Annotated in this window: 5 protein-coding genes; all 5 read left to right on the plus strand. The window is 76.3% G+C overall.

Features of this window, described 5'->3' with window-relative positions:
- From ABZ449_RS08190 to ABZ449_RS08210, 5 genes are read left to right on the plus strand one after another with little or no spacing between them, the layout of a single operon-like run.
- On the plus strand, window positions 1-5,472 hold the full coding sequence (locus ABZ449_RS08190; RefSeq protein ID WP_360342333.1) for a type I polyketide synthase: 5,472 nt from the start codon (window positions 1-3) through the stop codon (window positions 5,470-5,472).
- Window positions 5,469-10,067 carry a type I polyketide synthase gene (locus ABZ449_RS08195; RefSeq protein ID WP_360342134.1) on the plus strand — a complete coding sequence of 1,533 codons (4,599 nt, stop codon included), beginning with the start codon at window positions 5,469-5,471 and terminating at the stop codon, window positions 10,065-10,067. The genes ABZ449_RS08190 and ABZ449_RS08195 overlap by 4 nt, the downstream gene beginning before the upstream one ends.
- Window positions 10,064-16,636 (plus strand): type I polyketide synthase, encoded by a 6,573-nt coding sequence (locus tag ABZ449_RS08200; RefSeq protein WP_360342137.1) that lies wholly within the window; start codon window positions 10,064-10,066, stop codon window positions 16,634-16,636. Before ABZ449_RS08195 ends, ABZ449_RS08200 begins: the two co-directional genes overlap by 4 nt.
- Window positions 16,633-22,065, plus strand: a complete 5,433-nt coding sequence (locus tag ABZ449_RS08205) for a type I polyketide synthase (RefSeq protein WP_360342140.1) — start codon at window positions 16,633-16,635, stop codon at window positions 22,063-22,065. The genes ABZ449_RS08200 and ABZ449_RS08205 overlap by 4 nt, the downstream gene beginning before the upstream one ends.
- Entirely contained in the window at window positions 22,062-26,492 is a 4,431-nt protein-coding gene (locus ABZ449_RS08210; RefSeq protein ID WP_360342143.1) for a beta-ketoacyl synthase N-terminal-like domain-containing protein, read from the plus strand. The genes ABZ449_RS08205 and ABZ449_RS08210 overlap by 4 nt, the downstream gene beginning before the upstream one ends.
- The last annotated feature ends 8 nt before the right edge of the window (window positions 26,493-26,500 follow it).

Here is a 26,500-nt window from a genome sequence, read left to right on the forward strand (position 1 = left end):
ATGCTCAAATCCGCCGAACCGGTGGCCGTCGTCGGTATGTCGTGCAGGCTCCCCGGCGGCATTTCGTCCCCCGAGGCGTTATGGCGACTGCTCGAATCCGGCGGAGACGCCGTGTCGCGGATGCCGGAGGAGCGCTGGCGCGACTACCGGGCCCGCGGCGCCCGCGCGGACGGAGTGTTGCGGCGCACCACCCGCTGGGGGGGATTCCTCGACGACGTCGCCGGATTCGACGCCGATTTCTTCGGGATCTCACCGCGGGAGGCCCGCGCGATGGATCCCCAGCAGCGCCTGCTGCTGGAGGTGGCCTGGGAGGCGCTGGAGCGCTCCGGCATCGCCCCGCGCGCGCTGGCCGGCAGTGACACCGGAGTCTTCGTCGGGGCCTGGTCCGACGACTACGGGCGCCGGCTGCTGGAGGATCTGCCGGGTATCCAGGCATGGACCGGAATCGGCACCACGCTCGGTGGCGTCGCGGCCCGCCTCTCCTACCACCTCGACCTGTGTGGGCCCTCGATCGCCTTCGACACCGCCTGCTCCTCCTCGTTGGTGGCCGTCCACCAGGCATGCCAGAGCCTGCGCCGCGGCGAGTCCCGAGTGGCGCTGGCGGCCGGCGTGAACCTCGTCCTGTCGCCCGGATTGACCGTCAACTTCGAACAGGCCGGTGCGCTGTCCGACAGCGGCAGGTGCCGGGCCTTCGACGCCGACGCCGACGGATACGTACGCTCCGAGGGCTGCGGCGTGGTCGTCCTCAAGCTGCTCTCCGCCGCCGTCGCCGACGGCGACCGGGTGCTGGCCCTGCTGCGCGGCAGCGCGGTCACCCAGAACGGCCACGGGGCCGGAATCATGGCGCCCAGCGGTGCCGCCCAGGCCCGGACCATTCGGCTGGCCTGCGCGGACGCTGCGGTGGCGCCCGGGACCATCGACTACGTCGAGGCGCACGGCACCGGCACACCGGCCGGTGACCCGGCCGAGGCCGCCGGGATCGGGGAAGCGCTCGGCTCCCACCGGGCCGCCGACGACCCGGTACTGGTGGGGTCGGTCAAGACCAACATCGGCCACACCGAGTCGGCGGCCGGTGTGCTCGGCCTGATCAAGGTGGTCCTCGCGCTCGGCCACCGCCTGTTGCCGCCCACCCTCCACTACCGCCGTCCCAACCCCGCCATCCCGATGGAGGAACTGCGCCTGCGCGTGGTCGCCGAACCCACACCGTGGCCCGGCGGTCCGGGCCCGCGCCGCGCCGGGGTCTCCTCGTACGGCTTCGGCGGCACCAACGCCCACCTGGTGGTCGAGGAGGCCCCGCAGGTCGCACCGACGGGCGGGCCCGCCGCACCCGGGGGCGTGCTGGCCTTCCCGTGGTCCGGTGCCACCGAGAGCTCCCGGTCCGCCGCGGCGGACCGGCTCGCCGACTGGCTGGAGGATGCCGGGCGGTCGGCCGAACTCGACGACGTGGCCGACACACTGGCCACCAGGCGCTCGGCCGCGGCGACCCGTGCGGTCGCCGTGGCGCAGGAGCGCGGGGAACTGCTCGCCGCGCTGCACGCGCAGGCGGCCGACACCGCGGACGCCGGCCTCGTCACCGGCCGCGTGCTACCGGACCTCGGGGCGGGGCCGGTCTGGGTGTTCTCCGGGCACGGCTCCCAGTGGACCGGCATGGCACGGGACCTCCTGACCGAGGAGCCGGTGTTCGCCGCCGTCATCGACGAACTCGATCCGGTTTTCGAGGCGGAGGCCGGCTTCTCGCTGCGCGCCTTCCTGACGGAGCGGGACGCCGCGCTGGCGGACGTCGAACAGGTCCAGCCGGTGATCTACGGGGTGCAGGTCGCGCTGGCCGAGCTCTGGCACGCGCACGGACTGCGGCCCGCCGCGGTGATCGGCCACTCCGTCGGCGAGATCGCCGCAGCCGTGGCCGCCGGGATCCTGACCAGGACGGACGGCGCGCGCCTGGTGTGCCGGCGCTCCGCACTGCTGCGCAAGGTTGCCGGGCAGGGCGCGATGGCACTCGTCACGCTGCCCGCCGAGGAGGTCCGCCGAGAGCTGGCGGCCGTCCCGGTGCTCGACGTCACCGTCGCGATCCGCGCCTCGACGCGGTCGACCGTGGTGGCCGGCACCCCGGCGGCCGTCGCGGCGGCGGTGGCGCACTGGAGCGCCGCCGGCGTCCTGGCCCGGCCGGTGGCCTCGGACGTGGCCTTCCACGGCCCCCAGATGGACCCGCTGCTGGCCGACCTGGCCGCGGCCGTCGCCGACATCCCGTCCGCGGCCGCGCGGCGGCCGATGTACTCGACCTCCCAGCCCGAGCCGCGCGGCGCGCACGTGCTGGACGGGGCGTACTGGGTCGGCAACCTGCGCGGCGAGGTTCGCCTGGAGGCGGCCGTGCGAGCCGCGGCCGAGGACGGGTACCGGGTGTTCGTCGAGCTGTCGTCGCACCCCGTCGTCGTCCACTCGGTGCGCGAGACGCTCGACGACGCGGGGATCGCCGGGACGTGCGTGGTCGGGACGCTGCGGCGCGGGGTGCCGGGTCGGCGCGCCTTCCTGCGGGCGGCTGCCGAACTGCACTGCCACGGAGTGCCGGTGGACCTGACGGGTGCCCGCGGCACGGGAGGCCGGGCCGACGTGCCCACCACTGCGTGGGAGCACCGGCCGTACTGGACCGACGCCCCGGCCGAGTCCGGCGGCGCGGCCGGCCACGACCCGGACTCCGGCACCCTGCTGGGCGCCGAGGTGCTGCCGGCCGGCGACCACCTGCCGGCCCGGGTGTGGCGCACCCGGCTGGGTGCCGACACGCTGCCGGGCCGGCCGGTCGACCGGTCCGGTGCGGTGGCCGCGGAGCCCGCCACCGGCCACGCCGGCCCGGCGGTGCTGCTGGCCACCCTGCTCGCGGCGGCCACTGCGGCCGAGGAACGGGGAACCGGTGCCGCGCTCCGGCTCACCGGGGTCGAACTGCCCGCACCGCTGCCCGTGGACGCCGAGCGCGACGTCCATGTGGTGGCGGGTGAGGGCGGTCTCAGCCTGTTCTCGGCGGTGGCGGGCGGTACCGGCCCGGCCGACCCGCACGCCCTGGCCCGCGGCGTGGACGTACTCGGCGAGGGCGGGGAGGCCTTCCCGGGGTACGCCCCGGCCGATGTGCCGGAGGGCTCTTCCGACGCCGACGGCGGCGCGGCCTTCGCCTGGCGGGAGCTGGGCCGGCGCAGCGCCGACGGCGTCCTGGAGGCCGAGGTGGAGCTGTGCGCGGGAGCGGACGGCGACTCACCGGCCGGCTGGGCGGGCTGGCTCGACGCCGCCGTGGCGCTGGCCGCCGACCGGCTGCCGGCCGAGGACGGCCCGTACGCGCTGGAGAACATGGTCGAGCTGACCGTCGCGGGCCCCGCCCCGCGCCGCGCGCTGCTGCACGTCGGCCCCGCAGCGGGGGACGGTGGGTCCGGACGGCTCGACGTCACTGTGCTGGCCGAGCGGCCCGGGGTGGGGCTGCGGCTGGCGGGCCTGGGCTTCGCGGCCGTGGCGCGGGCCGGTGAGCCGCTGCCTGCTCCCGGGGAGGCCGTGCTCGCTGTCGAGTGGGAGCCGCTCGGGCAGCCCGCTGCCGCACCCGGTCCGCTCGCGCGGGTCGCGCTGATCGGCCGGGACGAGTCGGTGCTCACCGGAGTCGAGACGGCCCTGCGCTCCGCCGGTGCCACCACCCTTCGGCTGGCCGGGGTGGACGACCTGGCCACGGCCCCCGGGCGGCTGACCGCCGCCGACGCGGTCGTCCTGGTGCCCGGCGCGGACGGAGCCGAGCCCGGGCCGCTGACGGTGGAGGGGATCGTCCTGGCCGCCGGGGAGACGGTGGGTGCCCTGCGCGCCCTCGCGCAGTGGCCGTCAGGGAGCGCGCCCCGGCTGTGGTGCGTCACCGGCGCGTGGGATGACGCGGGTCACGAGCCGGTCGGCCAGCACGCCCTGCGCGGACTGAGCCGGGTCGCGGCCGGCGAACACCCCGACCTGTGGGGCGGCCTGGTCCACCGGGACGCCGTGACCGGCGCCGACCGGGTCGGCCTCGACCTGGTCCGGGTTCTGACCGGCGGGCACGGTGAGCAGGTGCTGAGGCTCTCCGCCGACGGCCCGTTGCGCCCCCGCCTCGCCCCGGCAGGCCCGATTCCGGCCGGCGGGCGGGGTGCGGTGCCGCGGTGCGACCCGGAGGGCACCTACCTGATCACCGGTGGGCTGGGCGCGCTCGGCCTGCGCTTCGCCGAGCAGCTGGTCCGTCAGGGCGCGCGCCGCCTGGTGCTGGTCGGCCGGCGCCAGTTGCCGCCGCGCAGCCGCTGGGAGGACGTCACCGACCCGCTGGTGCGTGACCAGGTGGCGCGCGTGCGGCGGCTGGAGCGGGCGGGGGCCACCGTCCGGACGGTGGCGCTGGACATCGCCGACGAGGCGGCGGCCCGTGAGGCGTTGGACCCGGACACCCTCGGCCTGCCGCCGATCCGGGGCGTCCTGCACACCGCCGGCGTCATCCACGGCGGTACGCTGCGCGACCTCGACGAGGACGCGCTCCGGGCCGAGCTGCGGCCCAAGGCCGAGGGGGCGGTGGTCCTGCACCGGCTGTTCCCGCCCGGGAGCGTCGACTTCTTCGTGCTCTTCTCGGCCGTGGCGGCGCAACTGGGCCTCGCCGGGCAGGGCGGGTACGCCACCGCGAACGCCTTCCTCGACGCGCTGGCCGAGCACCGGCGCGCGGCCGGCTGCCCGGGGACGCTCAGCGTGGCCTGGCCCGCCTGGCACGGCACCGGACTCGCCGCCAGCGCCGGCGCCTTGGAGTCGGAGTTCGCGGCGGTCGGGGTGACCGACCTGACGGAGGGGCAGGCGATGGCGGCCTGGGCCGAGGCCCGCCGCCGCGAACCGGCGCACCTGGTGGTGCTCCCGGTGGACCGTTCCGGCCCGCCGGCCCGTCGACTCCCTTTGCTGGAGCGGTTGTTCGCGACGGCGGCGGACGACGTGCCGGCGAGCCCGGCGGAGCGCTACCGGGATCCGGGGCAGCCGGGCGGGGTCGCGGCGGACCTGGTGCTGGCCGAGGTCGCGGGGATCGTGGCCGCCGAACTCGGTCTGGCCGTCGGGGCGCTGGACCGGTCCAGGCCGATGGCCGAGCTGGGCATGGAATCGATCATGGCGCTGGCCGTCTGGCGTCGCCTGGAGCAGGCTTTCGGGCTCGCACTGCCGGCCACCCTGCTCTGGAACCACCCCACGGCACAGGCGCTCGCCACGCGCCTGGCCGAGCTGCTCGCCCCGGCGCCCGGCGAACCCGCCGCGGCCGCGACCGGCTCCGGCGAGGAACCACCGGACGCCGGGCTCGCCCTGCCGGACGAGGGCTTCGACGCCCTGCTGGGCGAGTTCGAGGACGACCCCTGGGACGAGCGGCAGCAGGACGGCCCCGGGGCCGGGTCGGCCGCCGGCGCGGCCGAGGGCACCGTGCGGCCGGGCGACGACATGAACGACACAACGGGAGGACGAGCATGACGACGAGCACCAGCCAGCGGCTGGCCACGTTGCCGCCCGCCAAACGCGGCGAGCTGGCGCAACGGCTGGGCCAGACCGCCCGCACCCTGGCGGCGGAGCCGATCGCGGTGGTCGGCCTGGGCTGCCGCCTGCCGGGTGGCGTCACGTCGCCCGAGGGCCTCTGGTCGCTGCTGGCCGAGGGCCGGGAGGCCGTCGGTGCCGGCCTGACCGATCGCTGGGCGCAGGCCGGCCTGACCGGTGCCACGGCGGAACCGGTGCTGCGCCGCGGCGGCTTCCTGGACGACCCGACCGGCTTCGACAACGAGTTCTTCGGGATCTCCCCCCGCGAGGCCGCCGCGATGGATCCGCAGCAGCGGATGCTGCTGGAGGTGGCCTGGGAGACCGCCGAGCACGCCGGTATCCCGGCGCGCGGCCTGGCCGGGAGCCGGACCGGGGTCTATCTGGGGATGTACTACAACGAGTACCTCCAGGAAGGGCTGGCCGATCCGGCCTCCCTGGACGCCTACACCATCACCGGCGGTCTGCACAGCGTCGCCGCCGGCCGGCTCTCCTACGTGCTGGGCCTCAAGGGCCCGGCGCTCTCGCTCGACACCGCCTGTTCGTCCTCGCTCGCGGCCGTGCACCTGGCCTGCCAGAGCCTGCGGCTGCGCGAGTGCGACCTGGCCTTCGCGGGTGGCGCGAACCTCATCCTGCGTCCGGAGCTGAGCCTGTCCCTGCACCGTTACGGGCTGCTCTCACCGGACGGGCGGTGCAAGACCTTCGACGCCTCGGCCGACGGCATCGTGCGCACCGAGGGCTGCGCGCTCGTGCTGCTGAAGCGGCTCAGCGACGCACTGGACGACGGCGACCGGGTGCTCGCGGTGGTGCGCGGCAGCGCGGTCAACCAGGACGGGCGTTCCAACGGCCTGACCGCACCCTCCGGTTCCGCGCAGCGTGAGCTGCTGGCGGAAACCGCCGCCCGCTCCGGCACGGACCCGGCCCGGATCGGCCTGGTGGAGACGCACGGCACCGGCACGGTGCTCGGCGACCCGATCGAGGTCGAGGCGATCGCCTCCGTCTACGGGGCCGGGACGCACGGCGGCTGTGCGCTCGGCGCGGCCAAGACCAACCTCGGGCACACCGAGGCGGCGGCCGGTGCGGTGGCGCTGATGAAGGCCGTCCTGGCCGTTCGGCACGGGGTGATCCCGCCCAACCTGCACTTCGAGCGGCTGAACCCGAAGATCGACCTGGCCGGTACCCGGCTGTTCGTGCCCACCGAGGCCACCGAGTGGCCGGTGGCGGACGGACCCAGGCTGGCCGCGGCCTCCGCCTTCGGAATGGGCGGCACCAACGCGCACGTCATCGTGGAGCAGGCGCCGGACCTTCCCGAGCGCGCCCCCGTGGCCGGCGCCACCGGTGCGCCGCACGTCCTGCTGCTGTCCGGGGCCACCCGGGAAGCCGTCCGGGAGGCGGCCGAGCAACTCGCGGACCAGCTGGCGGCCGGGCGGCCGGAGGTGCGCGACATGGCGCACACCCTGGCGCACCGGCGATCGGCCCAGGCGCACCGGGTCGCCGTCGTCGGCGCCGACCCGGCCGCTCTGGCCGACCGGCTGCGGCGGGCGGCGCGTGGCGAGGCCGCCGCCGGGACGGCCCGGGGCGAGGCCCGCCCGGCCGGCGCCCGGGGTGCGGTCTGGGTGTTCTCGGGGCACGGCTCGCAGTGGACCGGCATGGGGCGCGAGCTGCTGGCCGATCCGGTGTTCGCCGCCGTCGTGGACGAGCTGGCCCCGGTGTTCCGGGACGAGGCAGGAATCGACCTGCGGGCGGAACTCGCCGACGCGGACCTGGAGTCCGCGCCGGCCGACCGGATCCAGCCGCTGATCCACGTCCTTCAGGTCGGACTGGCCCAGGTGCTGCTCGCCGCCGGTGCCCGCCCGGCCGCCGTGCTCGGGCACTCGCTCGGCGAGATCGCGGCCGCCGTGGTGGCGGGGGCGCTCGACCGACGGGACGCCGCCCGGCTGGTGCTGCGCCGCTCCCGGCTGCTGGCCGACCTGGCCGGGCACGGGACGATGCTCGCCGTCGAACTGTCGGCCGAGGAGGCCGCGGGGCGGTTCGCCGAGCACGCGGTGGACGTCGCGATCCTCGCCACCGGCGGTTCGGTGGTGCTCTCGGGCGAGCCGCAGGCCGTCGACGCCGTCCTCGCGCAGTGCGAGCGCGACGGCACGCCGGCCCGACGGGTCGCCTCGGACGTGGCCTTCCACGGCCGGCAGCTGGCCGGCCCGGCCGAAGCGCTGGCGCGGGCCGTCGACGACCTGGCTCCCGGTGCCCCGCAGGTCGCCGTGTACGGCACCGTGCACGAGGACGCGCGGCGCCGACCCGCCTACGACGCCGGGTACTGGGCCGCCAACCTGCGCGGCACGGTCCGTTTCGCCGACGCCGTCGAGGCCGCGCTGACGGACGGCCACCGGGTCTTCCTGGAGATCGCGCCGCATCCGGTGGTCACCCGCTCGGTGGCCCGGATCGCCGAGGAGCAGGGGACCGCGGACACGACCGCCCTCGCCACCCTGCGCCGGGGCGAGCCCGCGGCGCCGGCCCTGAGCCTGGCGCTGGCCGCGCTGCACTGCGTCGGCGCACCGGTGGACCTCGCGCACCTCGTCCCGGGCGGCCGGCTCACCGACCTGCCCACCTACCCCTGGCAGCACCGCCGGCACGGCCCCGCGGTCGGCCCCCGGCCACAGGACGGCGAGCGGGCCACGCCCGAGGAGTGGGTGCACGAACTCACCTGGCGTGCGGCGCCCGAAGCGCCCGCCGGTCCCGTCGCCGGCGCGCGGAACTGGCTGCTGATCGACGACGGGCAGTGGGCGGACGACGGGCGTGCGGCGACCCTGTCCGCCCTGCTGACCGCCGACGGCGGCGGCTGCGGGCAGTTGACCGCCGAGCGGATCGCCGAGCTGGACGACGAGAAACTGGCGGTCCTGCTGGAGGACGCCGACCGGGTCGTCGACCTGACGGCCCTCGGGCACGACGGCGGCGTCGACACCGACCCGGCCGGCGTGCACGCCGACACGCTGCGGGTGCTGAGGCTGGCCCGGGTGCTGGCCGCGCGATCGGGGACGGCGACCGGCCGGCCGGATCCGCTCCTGCACGTCGTCACCCGCCTGGCCCAGGCCGTCGACGGGGACACCGGTACCGACGCCCAGCCCGGCGGGGCCGCCCTCTGGGGGCTCGGCGCGGCCCTGGCCGTGGACTACCCGCGGGTGTGGGGCGGTCTGGTCGACCTGGACGTGCCGGCGCACCCGGCGCCGGGGGACGACGACCGCGAGCGCCTGGCGGCCCTCGCCGCCGAACTGCGCGGCTGCGACCCCGGCCGGACGGGCCACGAGCCGCAGGTCGCCCACCGCAGGGGGGAACGCCACGTCCCGCGGCTGACCCGCGCCCGGGTGCCGGCGGACACCGCCCGGTTGGACCCGGACGGCAGCCACCTGCTGATCGGGGCGAGCGGCCTGCTCGGCCCCCGGATCGCCGAGCGCCTGGTCGCCCTCGGAGCGCGGCACCTGGTCCTCGCCTCGCGGCGCGGCCCGGCGCCCGAGTTGGCCGAGCGACTGCGCGCGGCCGGGGCCGAGGTCGTCACCGTCGCCCTGGACGTCTCCGACGCCGCCGCGATGACCGCGCTGTTCGACCGCTTCGGGAGTGAACTCCCGCCGCTGCACGGCGTGTTCAACGCGGCGCTGTCCGGCGGCTACACCGAGACCGCCGGGTTGACCGAACCGGAGGTGGCTGACATGCTGCGGCCGAAGGTCGACGGCACGCTGCTGCTGCACCGACTCGGCCTCGCCCAGCCGGTGCGCCACTTCGTGCTCTTCTCGTCCACCACCGCGCTGCTCGGCTCCCGGGGTCTGGCACACTACGCGGCGGCCAACCGCTTCCAGGACACCTTCGTGCACGCCCGCCGTGCCCAGGGGCTGCCGGCCCAGGTCGTCAACTGGGGCGCGTGGGGCGAGTGGTTCACCACCTCCTCGTACGGGGACCTGATGAGGGACTCCGGGATGCGCGGGCTCGACGACGATCTCGCCGTCCGCTTCCTGGACCGGCTGCTGGCCGACGGCGCGGCCCAGTACGTGGTGGCCGCCGCCGACTGGCCGGTCCTCGCCGCCGCCTACCGTTCCCGTGCCGCGATCCCGCTGCTGGACGAACTCGCCCCGGTCGAGCGGGCGTCGACGAGCGGCGAGGCGGGCGCCCGGATCGCCGCCGCGCCCGCGGCCCGCCGCCGCGGTCTGCTGCGCGACCACGTCCGGGCCGTCGTGGCCGAGGTGATGGGGTTCGCCGACCCGCGTGAAGTCCCCACCGACGAACGTTTCTTCCAGCTCGGCATGGACTCGCTGATGAGCCTGCGGGCGCAGCAGCGGCTGGCCGACGACCTCGGCTGCGAGCTGCCCCCGGCCGAGTTGTTCAACCATCCGACCGTGGACGGCCTGACGGACCGGCTGCTGGCCCGACTCGCCCCGCCGCCGACCGCGCCCCCGGCCGCCGTCGCGGCCGCCGCCTCCCCGGTCCCGACCGGTGACCTGACCGAGGACGAACTCGTCCGCCGCCTGACGGAGAAGCTGAGATCCCTGTGACAACCACCCCCAACGATGACCGCCGGGCCTTGCTGATCCAGGCCATGGACACCATCGAGCGACTCCAGGAGCGTGTGCGCGCCGCCGAAGGAGCGCTTCAGGAGCCGATCGCGGTGATCGGCATCGGCTGCCGGCTGCCCGGCGGGGTAGACGGCCCCGACTCGTACTGGCAGCTGCTCGACGAGGGGCGCGACGCCGTCGTACCGGTGCCCGCCGACCGCTGGCGCCAGGCCGACTTCGAGAGCGAGGACCCGAGTGTCCCGGGCACCATCCGGGCGAACACGGCCGGCTTCCTGACCCACTGGGACCCGGACCAGTTCGACGCCGCGTTCTTCGGCATCAACCCCCGTGAGGCCGCCGCGATGGACCCCCAGCAGCGGTTGCTGCTGGAGGTGGCCTGGGAGGCGCTGGAGCACGCGGGGATCCCCGCCCACCGGCTGCGGGGCAGCCGCACCGGGGTGTTCACCGGGATCACCCTCAACGAGTACGCCGTCCGGCAGATGCGCCATCTGGGAACCGAGGACGTCGACGCCTACACCGTCACCAGCTGCCTGCCCAACTACGCCTCCGGCCGGATCTCCTACCTGCTGGACCTGGTCGGCCCGAGCGTCGCGGTGGACTCGGCCTGCTCCTCCTCCCTGGTCACCACCCACCTCGCCTGCCAGAGCCTGCGCACCGGAGAGAGCGACCTGGCGCTGGCGGCCGGTACCAACCTGATGCTGCTGCCGGAGACCAGCATCACCATGACCCGCTGGGGCGCGCTCGCTCCGGACGGTCGCTGCAAGGCCTTCGACGCCTCCGCCGACGGACTCGGCCGGGGCGAGGGCTGCGGCGTCGTGGTGCTCAAGCGGCTCTCCGACGCCGAGCGCGACGGAGACCGCGTGCTCGCCGTGATCCGGGGCACGGCGGTCAACCAGGACGGCGCCAGCTCCAACTTCACCAGCCCCAACGGCCTCTCCCAGGAGGCCGTCATCCGTGCCGCGCTGAGCGGTTCGGGCCTGGGGCCGGACGACATCGACTACATCGAGGCGCACGGCACCGGGACCTCGCTCGGCGACCCGATCGAACTGGAGGCGCTGGCCTCGGTGTTCGGCGACCGCACCGAGGGCCACCCGTTGATCGTCGGCTCCGCCAAGACCAACCTCGGGCACGTGGAGGCGGCGGCGGGCGTCGCCGGGCTGATCAAGACCGTGCTCGCGCTGCACCACGGCCGCATCCCCGCACACCTGCACTTCCGGGAGCTGACTCCCCGGATCAGCCGCCGGGCGGCCCAGCCGGTGATCCCGGTCGACGGCGCGGCGTGGCCGCGGACCGACCGACCCGGCCGCGCCGGGGTGAGCGCCTTCGGCATGAGCGGTACCAACGCCCACGCGGTGCTGGAGTCCTACGGCGGGGCTCCGACCGTGTCGGGCGCGGGCCCGGCCGAACCCGCCGCCGGGAGCCGAACCCTCTTCCCGTTGCACGCGGCCACCTCCGACGCGCTCGCCGCCGCCGCCGGCCGGCTCGCCGACTGGTTGGCCGGCCCGGGCGCGGGCGTCCCGCTCGCGGACATCGGCCGGACCCTCGCCGAGCACCGCACCCGGCTGCCCGAGCGCCTGGTGGTCCAGGCCGGGGACCACGCGGGTCTGGCCGCCGCGCTGCGCACGCACCGATCCGGGAGCCCGGCCGCCGAGGCCGTCACCGGCCGGGCGCACACCGCCACCGACGCGGTCTGGGTGTTCTCCGGCTTCGGCTCCCAGTGGGCCGGCATGGGCCGTGAACTCCTCGACCGGGAGCCCGCGTTCGCCGCGGTCGTCGACGAGCTGGCGCCGGTGCTGCGCGAGGAGGCCGGCATCGACCTGCCGGGGGCGCTGCGCGGCGGGGAGTTCGGCAGCGTCGCTCACACCCAGCCGGTCATCTACGCCGTCCAGCTCGGCCTGGCCGCCGTGTGGCGCTCCTACGGGCTGCGCCCGGCGGCCGTGCTGGGCCACTCGATGGGTGAGACCGCCGCCGCCGTGGTGGCCGGTGCGCTGAGCCCGGCCGACGGAGCCCGGGTGATGTGCCGGCGCTCCCGGCTGCTGGAGGAGCACCTGGTGGGCAAGGGCGTGATGGCCCTGGTCGAGCTGGCGCCGGCCGAACTGGCCGACCGGCTGGCCGGCCACCCGGGTGTGACGGTGGCCGTGCACTCCTCGCCACGCGCCACCGTGGTGGCCGGTGGCGAGGAAGCGGTGGACGCGCTGATCGCCCGACTGGAGGCCGAGGGTCTGATGGCCCGCCGGATCAAGGGCGCCCAGGGCGCCGGGCACAGTCCGGCCGTCGACCCGCTGCTGCCGCTGATCCGCGAGGCGCTCGCCGACCTCGCCCCGAACGAGCCGGAGCTGCCCGTCTACAGCACCGCGCTGGCCGACCCCCGGAAGGCCGTCGCCTTCGACGCGGACTACTGGGCGGCCAACGCACGCAACCCGGTCCGCTTCACAGACGCGGTGCTCGCCGCCGCCCAGGACGACCACCGGGTCTTCCTGGAGGTCTCGCCGCACCCGATCGTCACCCAGTCGATCACCGAGACCCTGGCCGACGCCGGTGTCGACGGCGCGCTGGTCACCGGAACGCTGCGCCGGGACCAGGCCGAGGGCGAGGCGCTGCTCGCCGCGCTCGCCCATCTGCACGCCCACGGAGTCCCGTTCGACTGGGCCGGACTGCACCCGGGAGGCCGGCTCACCACCCTGCCCGGCTACCCCTGGCAGCACGAGCGCCACTGGTACACGTCCTCCGGCAGCGGGCGGGCGGCGCACGACACCAGCGGCCACCCGCTCCTGGGCGCCGGTGTGCGGCTGCCCGGTTCGCCCGTCCAGCACGCCTGGCAGAGCGTCATCGGCACCGACCGGCTGCCCTGGCTGGCCGACCACAGCACCGAGGGCGTCGCCGTGCTGCCGGGCACCGCGTACTGCGAGATGGCGCTGGCCGCGGCGGCGGAGGCGTTCGACGTCGCGGTGACGGAGGTGACCCTGCACGACGTCGAGTACCTCCAGGTGCTCACCCTCGGTGAGCCGACCGCCGTCACCACCGTCCTCACCGAGGAGGGCACCGGGCGCGGCCGGGTCGAGATCGCGGTCCGCACCGCGGCCGGCGAGTGGGTCCGCCACGCCCGGGCCGGGGTGCGCGTCGAGGACGCGGGCGAACGCGGGGTGCACGACCTCGCCGGGCTGATCGACCGTCACCCGGATCGGCAGGACGCGCAGCAGCTCTACACGCGGCTGCGTCGGGCGGGTCAGCAGCACGGCCCGGCCTTCGCCGGGGTCGGCGCCGTCCGCACCGCGCCCGGCGCGGCCGACGCGCTGGGCGAGGTCGCGCTCCCGGGCAGCGCCCGGGCGGGCGCGCGCGGCGTACACGTCCACCCGGCCCTGCTCGACGCCTGCTTCCAGGTGCTCGGCGCGGTGCCGGGAGCGGCCGACGCCCTGGCGGCCAACGACGACGAGAACGGCGTGCTCCTGCCGGCCGGCCTCGCCACGCTGCGGGTCTGGGGCGCCCCGGCCACCGGCGTGTTCTGCCGTGCCACGGTCGAACTCCCGGCGGCCGGCGAGGCCGAGGGCACCGCGCTGATCGGCCGCGTCGAGCTGCTCGATGCCGAGGGCGCGGTCGTCCTCGAGGCGGACGGTGTCCGATTGGTCTGGCTGCGTCGCGCCGAGGCCGCCGCGCGGGTGGCCGCGCTGTTCCACGAACTGACCTGGCAGCCCGCCGCGCTGGCCCCGGCCGAGACGTCACCCGGCGGGCGGCACCTGCTGGTCGCCGAGGACCCGGCCGACCCGCTGGTGCTCGCGCTCGCCGAGCGCCTGACGGACGCCCAGGTGCTGGCCGCCGACACCCTCGACGCCGCGACAGCCGCCCCGCTCGCCGCCGCCGGGCCGAGCGCCGTGGTCGTCCTGCCGCGTTCCCGCGAGCACGACGACGCCCTCCGGGCGGCCGACCCCGAGGCCGCCCTGGCACTGGCCGAGCGACGGGTCGCCCGGCTGACCGCCCTCGCCCGGGGCCTGGTCGAGGCCGAGGCGGCGACCCGGCTCTGGGTGGCCGCGGAGGCCTCCCAAGCGGTGGCCGCCGGCGAGCCGGTCGCCCCCGAACAGGCCGCGCTGCGCGGGCTGGTGCGCACCCTCGGCTGGGAGCACCCCGAGCTGCGCGCCACCCTGGTCGACCTCGGGTCGGCCCCGGTCCCGGAACGGGCCGCCGCGCTCCTCGCGGAGCTGGCCGCCGACACGTCCGAGGACGACGTCGCCTTCCGCGACGGAGTGCGTCAGGTCGCCCGGCTGACCGCTGCTCCCCGGCCGCTCGACGCCCCGGCGCGCCGGCGGCTCGGCGCGCAGGGCACGGCCTTCCGCCTGGAGAGCACCGACCCGGGCGTGCTCGACTCGGTCCGGCCGGTGTACCGGGAGCGCGTGCGCCCGGGCACGGGAGAGGTCGAGATCCGGGTCGAGGCGGCCGGCGTCAACTTCAGCGACGTGCTCAAGTCCATGGGCTGGTACCGGATGCCCGAGGGCGACCGGCGCGAGCTGCACCTGGGTGGCGAGTGCGCGGGTGTCGTCACCGCCGTCGGTCCCGACGTGGTGGACCTCGCCGTCGGCGACCGGGTGGTGGCGATCGCCTTCCACGCCTTCGCCTCACACGCCGTCACCCGTCGGGAGCTGGTGGTCCGGCTGCCCGAGCACCTGGACGCCGAGACCGCCGCCGCCCTGCCCACCGCGTACGGCACCGCCTGGTACGGCCTGGTGGAGGCGGGCCGGCTGGCGACCGGGGAGCGGGTGCTGATCCACTCCGCCTCCGGCGGCGTCGGCCTCGCCGCCGTCGCCATCGCCACCGCGCGCGGCGCCGAGGTGTACGCCACGGCCGGCAGCGAGGCCAAGCGGGCGTTCCTCCGCGACCTGGGCGTGCGCCACGTGCTGGACTCGCGCAGCGCCGACTGGGCCGACCGCCTGGCCGAGCTGACCGCCGGAGCCGGTGTCGACGTCGTCCTCAACTCCCTCCCGGGCGACGCGATCCGGCGCGGCATCGAGTCGCTCGCCCCCGGCGGGCGGTTCGTCGAGCTGGGCAAGCGCGACATCCACGAGGACCTACGGCTGGGGCTGCTCCCGTTCGCCCGGGCGCTGACCCTCACCGCCGTCGACTTCGACCTGCTCACCCGCACCCGCCCCGAGGTCGTCGGCCGCATCCTGCGCGAGACGGTCCGTCTGGTGGCCGAGGGGAGCCTCGCCCGGCTGCCGTACACCGCCCACCCGCTGTCCGGGACGGTGACGGCGTTCCGCACCATGGCCGCCGCCGAGCACATCGGCAAGCTGGTGATCACGGTGGAGGGTCATACCCCGGCCGAGGCCGAGACCCGCGCGGGCGGCACGCCGCTCACCCGCCCTGACGGCGCGTACGTGATCAGCGGCGGGCTGACCGGCATCGGCCTGGAGACGGCCCGCTGGCTGGCCGCCGAGGGTGCGGGGGCCCTCGTGCTGAACGGGCGGACCGCGCCCGGGGAGCACGCCGCCGAGGTGATCGCGCAGCTGCGGGCGGCCGGTGTGCGGGTCGACGTGGTGCTCGGTGACGTGTCCGAGCCGGGCACCGCGGAACGCCTGACCGAGGCCGCCCGCGCGGACGGCCGGACGCTGCGCGGCGTGGTGCACTCGGCGGCGGCGCTGGACGACGCGGCGGTACTCGCCCAGACCCCGGAGAAGCTGCACCGGGCCTGGCTGCCCAAGGCGGCCGGCGCCTGGCGGCTGCACGCGGCGGCCGACGGGCCGGATCTGGACTGGTGGGTGGGCTACTCCTCCACCGCGGCCCTGTTCGGCGTCGCCGGCCAGAGCAACTACGCCGCCGCCTGCGCCTACCTGGACGGCCTGGCCCAGTGGCGCCGGTCCCGGGGACTGCCGGCCCTGACCATCGACTGGGGGCCGTGGGCGGTCGTCGGAGGCGGCCAGGACCTCGCCGAGCGCGGCTACCGGACGATCCGGCCGGAGGAGGGCTTCGCCGCCCTCGCGACCCTGCTCGCCGAGGGCCGCACCCGCACCGGCGTGCTGGACTTCGACCCGGCGACCTGGTTCGCGTCCTTCCCGGCCGCGGCCGCCTCGCCGGTCTACGACCTGGCCCGCAGGGCCGACGGCGAGCACCCGGCCGCACCCGCGCACCGGCTGCCCGCCGAACTGGCCGCGGCCGCGCCCGGCCCCGAGCGCCGCCGGCTGCTGGCGGACCACCTGACCGACCACCTGCGCACCGTGCTGCGGCTCGGCTCCGCCCCGATCGACACCGAGGCGCCGTTCTCGGTCTTCGGCATCGACTCGCTCATGGCGCTGGAACTGCGCAACCGCCTGGAGGGCAGCCTCGGGCTGAAGCTGCCCGCCACCCTGTTCTGGGCCCACCCGACGCCCGCCGCCCTGGCCGTCAACCTCGCCGAGCGGCTCGGTCTGGAGCTGGAGCCGGCCGTCGAGTCCGTCCCCGAACCCGTTTCCGACGCCCAGCCGTACGCACTCACCGCGCAGGACGACGACCTGCTCGCCCAGATCCTGCTGGCGGCCGGTACCGAAGCCGCCGAGGGCACCCCGGAGGAGTCCGCCTCATGACCGATCTGACCGCACTCATCGACCGCCTCACCCCGCAGGCCCGCGCCGCGCTGCTCCAGCGCCTGGGCGGGCCGGACGCGGGCGCCTCCGCCACCCGGGAGAGCCGGGAGACCGCCGAGCCGATCGCGCTGATCGGCATCGGCTGCCGCTACCCGGGCGATGTCGCCTCCCCGGTGGACTTCTGGCAGCTGGTCACCGAGGGCCGCGACGCGATCGGCCCCTTCCCGGCCGAACGCTGGGGCGCCACCCCGATCACCGGCCTGCCCGCGCAGGACCCGCAGTCCGCCAACCCCATCCGCAGCGGCGGCTTCATCCGGGACGCCGAGGGGTTCGACGCCGCTTTCTTCGGCATCTCCCCGAGCGAGGCGACCGGGATGGACCCCCAGCAGCGGGTCCTGCTGGAGGTGGCCTGGGAGGCGCTGGAGCACGCCGGGGTGGCCCCGCGCGGGCTCTCCGGCAGCCGAACCGGCGTCTACGCGGGCATCGCGGCCCCGGACTACCTGGTGGAGCGCCTGCACGACCCCACCACCCGGGGTGACCTGCACACCATCAGCGGCGCGATCCACAGCACGGCCGTCGGTCGGGTGTCCTACCTGCTCGACCTGCGCGGCCCGGCCGTCGCGGTCGACACCGCCTGCTCCTCCTCGCTGGTCGCCGTCCACCTGGCCTGCCAGGCGCTGCGGAGCGGCGACACCGACCTGGCGCTGGCCGGCGGCGTGCACGTGATCAGCTCGGTGCTCACCAGCTTCGGGCTCTCCTCGTCCGGGCTGGCCGGTCAGGACGGCCGGTGCAAGACCTTCGACGCCGCCGCCGACGGAATCGCCCGGGCCGAGGGCTGCGGGGTCGTGGTGCTCAAGCGGCTCGCCGACGCCGAGCGCGACGGGGACCGCGTGCTCGCGGTGATCCGGGGCAGCGCGGTCAACCAGGACGGCCGCTCCACCAGCCTGACCGCCCCCTCCGTGCAGGCCCAGAAGGACGTGCTGGCCGCGGCGTTGCGCCGTGCCGGGGTCCGGGCCGAGCAGGTCGGCCTGGTGGAGACGCACGGCACCGGCACGGTGCTCGGCGACCCGATCGAGGTGGAGGCGCTCGCCGCCGTCTACGGGCCGGGCGGGCGCGGCTCCTGCGCACTCGGCGCGGTCAAGACCAACATCGGGCACAGTGAGGAGGCCGCGGGCGTGGCCGGTCTGATCAAGGCCGTGCTGGCGCTGAACGCCGGGATCGTCCCGCCCAACCTGCACTTCCGCACGCTCAACCCGAACATCGACCTCGACGGCACCCGGCTGGTCGTGCCGCAGCGGGCGATGGACTGGCCGGTGCCCGGCGAGCAGCGGTACGCCGCGGTGTCCGCCTTCGGCATGGGCGGCACCAACGCCCACGTGGTGCTCTCCACCCCGCCCTCCGCGCGGCGGCCCGTCGTGGGACCGGACACCCCGGCGCTGCTGCCGTTGTCGGCGGGCTCGCCGGGCGCTCTGCGGGCGGGCGCCCGGCGGCTGGCGGACTGGCTGGAGGGCCCGGGCCGGGCGGTGCCGCTCGTCGACGTCGCGTACACCCTGGCCCGGCGCTCGGCGCTGGACGAGCGGCTGGTGGCCGTCGTCCCCGAGGCCCCTGCCGAACTGCCCGCCCTGCTGCGCGGGTTCGCGGACGGTGAGACGCTGACCGGTCTGGCGTCCGGTTCCGTGCTGCCCGCCGCGCGCGCCGGATCGGTCTGGGTGTTCCCCGGGCAGGGTGGCCAGTGGGCCGGGATGGGGCGCGAACTGCTCGCCGCGGAAGCGGAGTTCGCCAAGACCGTGGACGAGATCGACCCGCTGGTGCGGGAGGCGGCCGGCTTCTCGGTGCGCGAGCTGCTCGCCGAGGGGGCCGACCCGGACACCTCCCTGGCTCTGTGCCAGCCGCTGATCTTCACCGTGCAGGTGGCCCTGGCCCGTACGTGGATGGCCCACGGGCACCGGCCGGCGGCCGTGCTCGGCCACTCGATGGGCGAGGTCGCCGCCGCCGTGGTGGCCGGCGGGCTGTCGCTCGCCGACGCCGTCCGGGTGATCTGCCTGCGCTCCGACCTGGGGGCGAACAGGCTGGCCGGACAGGGCATGATGGCCCTGGTCGAGCTGTCCGCCGAGGAGACGGAGGCAAGGCTCGCCGGGGCGGACGACGTCTCGGTGGCGGTGCTCTCCGGCCCGCAGGCCACCGTCGTCTCCGGCGCCGCCGCCACCGTCGCCCGCCTGGTCGAGCAGTGGAGCGCCGAGGGCCTGCTCACCCGGCAGATCAAGGGCGTGACCTTCGCCTCGCACTCACCGCAGGTCGACTCCCTGCTCCCGGAGCTGCGCGAGCGGCTGGCCGACCTGCGCCCGCAGGCCCCGGACGTCCGGTTCTACTCCACGGCAGCGGTGGCCGGGCCGCGTGCCCAGGTGGTGTTCGACGGCGACTACTGGGCGGACAACCTGCGCAACCCGGTGCGCTTCGCCGACGCCGTCACCGCCGCCGTCGAGGACGGCCACCAACTGTTCGTGGAGATCTCGCCGCACCCGATCACCGAGCCGCAGATCACCGCGACCGCGACCGCCGTCGGGTCCCCGGAGGTCGTGGTCATCCCCTCGATCCGCCGGCACGCGCCCGAGCGGGCGACCCTGCTGGCCCACCTGGGCCTGGCACACGCCCACGGCCTGCCGGTCGTCCTGCCGCTGCCGCCGACCGGGTGCCTGGCGGACGTCCCCACCACCGCTTGGGAGCACCGCCGGTACTGGCTGCGCGAGACGGCGGCCCAGCCGGCGCCCCGCGCCGACCTGCACCCGCTGCTCGGCGTCCACCTGGCCGTGCCGGGCACGGTGACCCGGCACCTGTGGCAGGCGGAGCTGAACCCGGCGACGCTGCCCTGGTTGGCCGACCACCGGGTCAACGACCTGCCGGTGCTGCCCGGTACGGCCTACTGCGAACTGGCCCTGGCCGCCGCCGTTGAGGCGTTCGGCGTGCCGGCCCAGCGGATCGCGCTGAGTGACATCGACTACCAGGCGCTGCTGCTGCTCGCCGATCCGGTCACCGTCACCGTCAGCCTGCGACCGGACGGCGCGGAGGGGGCCGTCGTCGAGATCCTCTCGCCCGGCCCCGGGCCGGAGGGACGCACCGTCCACGCCACCGCACGCGCCCGGCTGCTGCCTGCCGGGGACCCGGCCCCTTCGGTCACGCGCGACCTGGCGGCGCTGATCGCCGAACACCCCGACCGGCGCAGCGACCCCGAGGAGCTCTACCGCCGGATGCGGGCCTCCGGCCAGTACCACGGTCCGGCCTTCCGGGGCACCGCCGAGCTGCTGCTGGCAGCCCCGGACGCCGACGGCGCACGCTCCGTCATGTCCCGACTGGCGCGGCCGGAGGAGGCCACCGCCAACCCGATGCTGCACACCCACCCGGCGCTGCTGGACGGCTGGTTCCACCTGATCGCCGCCGCCGTCCTGGACCGCCCCGAGAGCTACCTGCCGGCCGGTCTGGGCACCCTGCGCCTGTACGGCTCCCCGGACCGGGCCGCCTACGCCCGGGCCCGGCTGTCCGTGGCGGACGGCGGGGCCGGGCTGCTCGCCGACGTCGAACTGCTCGACTCCGAGGGACGGGTGGTGATCGAAGCCGGCTCGATCCTGCTGCGCGAGGTGGCGCCCGCGGACCTGCCGACCACCAACCGCGGCAAGCTGTTCCGGCTCGACTGGGAGCCGGCGCAGCCACCCGGGGGAGCGGGCCGCACCGGTACGGTCCTGCTGCTGGGGGAGGCCGGCGAGACCGCCGCGGCCCGCCTCGCCCTGGAGGGCGCCGGGCGCCCCTGCCTCGTCGCCGAGCCGGGTGGACTCCCGGAGCTCGAACCGGGAACGACCGACGTGGTCATGCTGCTGACCGCCCCCGGGACGGGCGCCGACCCGGTCGCCGAGGCCGAGTCCCGGGTGCTTCTGGTCGTGCGGACGGCCGCCGACCTGGCGGCCGCCCGGCTCGCCCCGGGCTCCGAACGCCCCCGGCTCCGGCTGGTCACCCGGGGGGCCCGTGTGCTGGGTGCGGGCGAGGTGCCCGACCTCGCCCAGGGTGCCCTGCGCGGGATCGCCCGCAGCCTGGTGCTGGAACTGCCCGAACTGCGCACCACCCTGGTCGACCTCGACCCGGCCGCGTCCGACTTCGCCGACCTGGCGGTCGAACTCGCCACGGCCCCGGATCAGGACGACGAGATCGCCTGGCGCGGCGGCACCCGTCACCTCGCCCGGCTGCGTCGGATCGACACCGCCCCGGGCACCCCGGAACACCCGGTGGTCCGCCCCGGTGGTGGGTACGTGGTCACCGGCGGCCTGAGCGGGGTCGGCCGCCACACGGCCGGCTGGCTGGCCGCGCAGGGCGCGGGCTGCGTGGTGCTCAACGCCCGTTCCGAGCCGGACGCGCAGACCCTCGCCGAGATCGAGCGGATCCGCGCCCTGGGCACCGACGTGCGCGTCGTTCGCGGCGACATCTCCGAGGAGGGCACCGCCGAACGCCTGGTCGCGGAAGTCGCCTCCGCGGGCGCGCCGCTGCTCGGGGTGGTCCACTCCGCAGTGGCGCTGGACGACTGCGTCCTCGCCAATCTGGACGCGCACCGCTTGGCCACCGTCTGGCGGCCCAAGGCGCTCGGCGCCTGGCGGCTGCACCGGGCCACCGAGGGGACCGAACTCGACTGGTGGGTGGGGTACTCTTCGATCGCCTCGTTCATCGGTGCGGCGGGCCAGGCCAACTACGCGGCGGCCAACGCCTTCCTGGACACGCTCGCCGAGTGGCGTGCGGCCACCGGGCGCCCCGCCCTCAGCGTCAACTGGGGCGGCTGGGCAGAGATCGGCCGGGCCCGCGACCTCAGCCACGAGGCATTCCCGATGATGCGGCCCGCCGAGGGCATGTCCGCCCTCGCCGAGCTGATCGGCCGGGGCCTGCCGGGCGCCGCCGCGATGCGGGTCGAACCGTCGGCGCTGGTGCGCACCATGCCGGAGACCGCCCGTTCGTCCTTCTTCGCCCCACTGGTGGCGGAGGCCGGGCAGACCGAGTCCGCCGACGGGTGGTCGGGAGCACGGGCACTGCGCGCGCTGCCGCCCGAGCGGCTGCGCGAGGCGGTCGCCGACCGGCTGCGCGAGCGGGTCGCCGGAATCCTCGGCCACCGGGCAAGCGATCTGAGCCGGCGTCAGCCGCTCACCAGACTCGGCCTCGACTCGCTGATGGCCGTCAAGACCAAGAACGCCGTCCTCGCCGACTTCGGCGTCACCCTGGCCGTCGCCCGCCTGCTCCAGGGCGCTTCCCTCGGTGACATGACCGAGCAGATCGTCGGTGAACTCGGCTCCGGCTCCGGGGCGGCAGAACCGTCGGCCCCCTCCGGAGCGATGGCCCAGGCGCAGGAGCGCGCCCGTGCCCGCCGGACGGCCCGTACCAACCCGCGGAGGAACCGGTGACCTGGAACCCCACAGTCGAGAGCCCCGACGACGTCGAGGGCATCGCGATCATCGGCATGGCCGGGCGCTTCCCCGGCGCGCGCGACCTGGACGAGTACTGGGCCAACCTGCGGGCCGGCCGGGAGAGCGTCGTCGACGTTCCCGAGGAGGTGCTGGTCGCCGAGGGCGTCCCGCGCGAGCTGCTGGACGATCCGAACTACGTGCGCCGGGCCGCTCCGATCGACGGTGTCGGCGAGTTCGACGCCGAGTTCTTCGGCTTCACCCCGCAGGCGGCCCGCACCATGGACCCGCAGCAGCGGCTCTTCCTCCAACTGTGCTGGCACGCCCTGGAGGACGGCGCGTTCGACCCGTACCGCTTCGACGGTGCGGTGGGCGTCTTCGGGACCAGCTCGCTCAGCTCGTACCTGCTCTACAACCTGTTCTCCCGGCGTGACCTGCGCACCCTGATGGGCGGGGGCCTCGGCCTGGAGCTCGTCCAGCTGGTCGGCGGGAACGACCCCAACTTCATCGCCACCCGGGTCTCCCACAGCCTGGACCTGCGCGGACCCTCACTCGGTGTGCAGACCGCCTGCTCCAGCGGGCTGACGGCGGTCCACCTGGCCTGCCAGAGCCTGCTGAGCGGCGAGTGCGACCTGGCGCTGGCCGGCGGGGTCTCGCTGCGCGTGCCGCACCGGGCCGGCTACCTGTACGACCAGGGCGCGATCATGTCCCCGGACGGTCGCTGCCGCCCGTTCGACGAGCACGCCGAGGGCACCCTCTTCGGCAGCGGCGGCGGGGCCGTGCTGCTCAGGCCGCTGGCCGACGCGATCGAGGCCGGCGACCCGGTCCGGGCCGTCATCAGGGGCTCGGCGATCAACAACGACGGCTCGCGCAAGATGGGCTTCACCGCGCCCAGCATCGACGGTCAGGCCCAGGTGATCGCCGAGGCGCTGGCCGTGGCCGGCGTCGACCCGGCCACTGTCGGGTACATCGAGGCCCACGGCACCGGCACCCCGCTCGGCGACCCGATCGAGGTCGCCGCGCTCCACACGGTGTTCGGCACCGACCGGGTCGAGCCCTGCCGGATCGGTTCGGTGAAGTCCAACATCGGGCACCTGGAGGTGGCCGCCGGGCTGGCCGGCCTGATCAAGGCGGTGCTCGCCCTGGAGCACCGCGAGCTGCCGCCGACCCTGCACTACACCCGGCCCAACCCCGAACTCGACCTGTCCGCGACCGGATTCACCGTGGTGGACGCGCTCACCCCGTGGCCCTCGGCGCACCCCCGGCGGGCCGGCGTCAGCGCGTTGGGTGTCGGCGGTACCAACGCGCACGTCGTCCTGGAGGAAGCCCCCGCGCGCCCGCAGCCGCCGGCCGCCGCCGCACCGGAACCCGGAGTGCTGCTGGTCAGCGCCCGGGACGAGGAGCAACTCAAGCTCGCCGGCGAGCAGTTGGCCGACCGGCTGGACCGCGGTGACCTGCCGGGGCTGGACCAGGTCGCCGCCACCCTGGCCGACGGCCGCCACCCGCAGCCCCACCGCCGGGCGGTCGTCGCGGCCACCTGCGCCGAGGCCGCCGAGGCGCTGCGCACCCCGGGACACCCGGCGGGGTACGCCGGGACGCCCGCCGGCGAGGAGCCCACCGCCGTCCTGCTGATGCCCGGCCAGGGCGCCCAGTACCCCGGGATGACCCGGGGCCTGTACCGGAGCGACCCCGCCTACCGCGCGCACTTCGACCGGTCGGCCGAGGGCCTGTCCGACCTGCTCGGGGTGGACGTCGGCGCCGCCTGCCTCGGTGACGACGCGCGGGCGCTGCACCGCACCGATGTCGCCCAGGCCGCGCTGTTCACCGTCGAGTACGCGCTGGCCCGCCGCCTGGACGAGTACGGGATCACCCCCGCCGCGCTCGTCGGCCACAGCATCGGCGAGTACGCGGCGGCCTGCCTGGCCGGCGTGTTCTCGCCCGAGGACGCGCTGCGGGTGGTCGCCGCGCGCGGCCGGCTGATGCGCGAGGCCGGTCCCGGGGCGATGCTCACCGTGGGGCTGTCCGAGGAGGACGCCGCGGCGGAGCTGGTCGGCACCGGCCTGGAGGTCGCCGCCGTCAACGCCCCCGGCTCCTGCGTGGTGGCCGGCCCCGAGGAGGCCGTCGAGCGCCTCGCGCGGCGACTGGCCGAGCGGGCGGTGACGGTGCGCCGGCTGCACACCGCGCACGCCTTCCACACCACGGCGCTCGCCGAGGCGGCCGGCCACTTCGCCGAGGCCATCGCGGACGTCCGGCTGCACGCCCCCCGGCTGCCGCTGGTGTCCGCCGTGACGGGCGAGTGGCTGGCCGGGCGCGAAGCCGTCGACCACCGGCACTGGGCCCGCCAGATCAGGCGGCCGGTGCGGTTCGCGGACGCGCTGCGCACCGTGCTCGCCGAGCCGGGCCGGGTGCTGGTCGAGTGCGGCCCGGGCCGCACCCTGACCACCTTCGCCCGGCGCAGCGACACCTGGGGCGAGGCCCACCGCGCGGTGCGGCTGGTGCGCCACCCCGAGGAGGAGCGGGACGACCGGCAGACCTTCCTGCTCGGCCTCGGCGCGCTCTGGACGGCCGGCCTGGCGCCCGACTGGGGCACCGACCCGGTCGGGCCCCGGATCTCCCTGCCCGGCTACCCGTTCAAGCGCGTCGAGCACTGGATCGACCCCGGTTTCGCGCCGGCCGCCGTCCGGTCACCCGAGACCGCGGGTGACGAGCCGGCGCCGGCCCCGCCGGTGGCCGCACCGTCCGCCCCCGACCCGGCGGGCACGACGCGGGCGGTCGTCGAGCAGGTCATCGCCGGGATCTGGTCCGAAGTGCTCGGCATCCCCGACCTCGGCCCCCACGACAACTTCTTCGACCTGGGCGGGGACTCCGTGGTCGCCGTCCAGGCGGCCTCCCGGGCGACCCGGGCCGGCTACCCGCTGACTCCGCAGGAGCTGTTCCGTCACCAGACAGTGGCCGCGGTCGCCGAGGCGCTCCTCGGCACCGCGGGGGAGCAGGCGGCGCCGGACGCGGGGCAGCGGCTCCGCACCGGCGAGGAGTACCCGCCGCTGACGCCCACCCAGTGGTGGGTGGCCGAGCGGGCGGGGGAACGGCTGGGCGCGTTCGCCGTCCCGCTGCTGCTGGACGTCGCCCCGCAGGTGCCCACCGAGGCGGTAGCCGGCGCGTTGGCGGCGGTGGTCGCCCATCACGAGGCGCTGCGGCTGCGCCTGCGACGACGCGACGGCCTCTGGGAGCAGCGGATCGCCCCGGTGGAGGAGGCCGGAGCAGCTGTCCCGGTGCTCGCCGTGCCGGACACCGACGACGCCACGCTGGGCGCCGCCCTGGCCGACCTCGGCCGCGATCTGGGCACGCTGCGCGGGCCGCTGCTGAGGGCCGCCGTGCTCGACCCCGGGGAGGGCGGAACACGCCGCCTCGCGTTGGTGCTCCACCACTTCCTGGTGGACAACGCCTCCGAGAGGATCCTCCTGGAGGACCTGACCACCGCCTGCACGCAGCTCGCCGAGGGCGGGCAGCCGCAGCTCCCGCCGGTGGCCACACCGTGGTCGGCCTGGGCGGGCTGGCTGGCGGGCCGGGTCACCGACCGCGAGGTGCTCGGCGAACTGGGTGACTGGCTGGCACTGCTGGACACCGAGGCGGCCGTCGGCCCACCCACCCGGGAGCGGCCGGGGTCCACCGACATCCAGCTGGTGACGGCGGAGCTGGACGAGCGCGCGGTCGAGGAGCTGACCCGGCTCCAGCGCGAACGGCGCACCCAGCTCGACGAGTTCCTGCTCGGCGCGGTGGCCGTCGCGGTCGCCGAGGCGACCGGCACCGACGGCGTGCTGCTCGACGTCGAGGGCCACGGCCGGGCAGCCACCCCCGGGTGGCTGGACCTCGGCCGCACCATCGGCACCTGCACCACTCTCCACCCGGTGTCGGTGAGGGTCGGCCGCAAGGGAGTGGACGGCGCGGTCTCCGCCGCCCGCCAGGCCCTGCGGGCCACCAGGGGCGAGGGCCTGGGCTACGGCGTCCTGCGCGCCCTGCACGCCCCCTCGGCGGCCCGCCTGGCCGCCCGGCCCGCGCCGGAGCTGCTGGTGAGCTACCTCGGCACGGTGACGTACGACGCGGTGGCCGAGCTGACGGACGGTCCGCTGCGCCCGTCGGCCGGGGTGGGCCTGTCCGCCCGGCTGGTGCCCGCCTGCCTGGCCCACGGCTCGGAGCTGCGGGCCTACCTCCACCGGGGCCGGCTCCACCTGGACTGGTGGTTCGACCAGGGCCGCTACGACCGGGCCCTGGTGCAGCGGACCTGCGACCGCGCCCTGGTGGCGCTGCGCGACCTCGTCCGCACCAGCCCCCCGCCACGGGCCGGGGCAGCCGCGGCTTCGCCGTGGCAGGACGTGAGCAATGACGATCTCAAGGTGCTGTTCGGTGAACAGCGCGGAAATGTGTGAGGACCAGC

It is taken from the genome of Kitasatospora sp. NPDC005856 (assembly GCF_040629945.1).
Classification (GTDB): Bacteria; Actinomycetota; Actinomycetes; order Streptomycetales; family Streptomycetaceae; genus Kitasatospora.

Bases quoted from the DNA above. Each gene is read 5' to 3' on its own strand.
- ABZ449_RS08190 (WP_360342333.1), top strand. From the start codon at position 1: ATGCTCAAATCCGCCGAACCGGTGGCCGTCGTCGGTATGTCGTGCAGG.
- ABZ449_RS08195 (WP_360342134.1), top strand. From the start codon at position 5,469: ATGACGACGAGCACCAGCCAGCGGCTGGCCACGTTGCCGCCCGCCAAA.
- ABZ449_RS08205 (WP_360342140.1), top strand. From the start codon at position 16,633: ATGACCGATCTGACCGCACTCATCGACCGCCTCACCCCGCAGGCCCGC.